2 protein-coding genes are annotated in these 742 nt (G+C 38.1%); both read left to right on the top strand.

The features are described from left to right. Positions 1-426, top strand: a 426-nt coding sequence (locus HGT73_RS14605; RefSeq protein ID WP_338110804.1) for a DUF6883 domain-containing protein, incomplete at its 5' end; no start/stop codon positions are given. A gap of 19 nt (positions 427-445) precedes the next feature. Continuing rightward, on the top strand, positions 446-637 hold the full coding sequence (locus HGT73_RS14600; protein WP_214215979.1) for a DUF4926 domain-containing protein: 192 nt from the start codon (positions 446-448) through the stop codon (positions 635-637). The last annotated feature ends 105 nt before the right edge of the window (positions 638-742 follow it).

Here is a 742-nt window from a genome sequence, read left to right as displayed (position 1 = left end):
ATAGGTAAGACAGCGGCTGAAGCCACGGCGGCGAAAGCAGAGGTTGTTGCGGCTAATGCGGCGAAGAATGTCGGAAATGGTAGCACCATAAATTCGATTAAAAATACAGCTGAAACACAAGTTAGTGTTGATCAAAAATTAGCTAACTATCTGTTAGATAAACAACATCCTGTCGGGGGAAGTAAGGCGGAATGGTTCGATAGTGCTCTTGGTTTTAACAAAACAAACTCAAATGAGCTTGCGAAACAAATCGTTTTTGACTCCAGTAAAGCCGTTAAAACAGCAGAAACTCAGTTTGGTACTAAATATGATCAAGTAATACCAATAACTGGTACGAATGGCAGAACGATTAACGTTAAATTTGGTTGGATTGAGAATAATGACGGTGTAGTTAGACTCGTAACAGCTATTCCAGCTAAGAAATAAATATATTGGTATTTACTTTATGATCAAAGAATATGATGTAGTTAAAGCCAAAAAAGACTTGTCTGACATTGTGCTAAAAGGATGTAGGGGAGCAGTTGTTATTATATATCAAGAACCTACTTTAGGTTATGAAGTTGAATTCATTGATAATGAAGGTGATACATTAGATGTTTTGACGGTTTACCCTGATGATATCGAGTCATCAGGGTAACGATATATTTTTAACGAGTGTTATTAAAAATCCCAGCCCTTGAGGCTGGGATTTTTTACCCACCAATCACTCCCCAACCAACCGAATAACCAACTCTCCCTGCTG

The sequence above is a fragment of the Rosenbergiella australiborealis genome (assembly GCF_018494035.1).
GTDB classification, from domain to species: domain Bacteria; phylum Pseudomonadota; class Gammaproteobacteria; order Enterobacterales; family Enterobacteriaceae; genus Rosenbergiella; species Rosenbergiella australiborealis.
The sequence above is the reverse complement of the archived record's forward strand: the minus strand, read 5'-3'. Positions and strand labels throughout refer to the sequence as shown.

Coding starts and splice junctions, on each gene's coding strand:
- HGT73_RS14600 (WP_214215979.1), top strand. CDS start 446: ATGATCAAAGAATATGATGTAGTTAAAGCCAAAAAAGACTTGTCTGAC.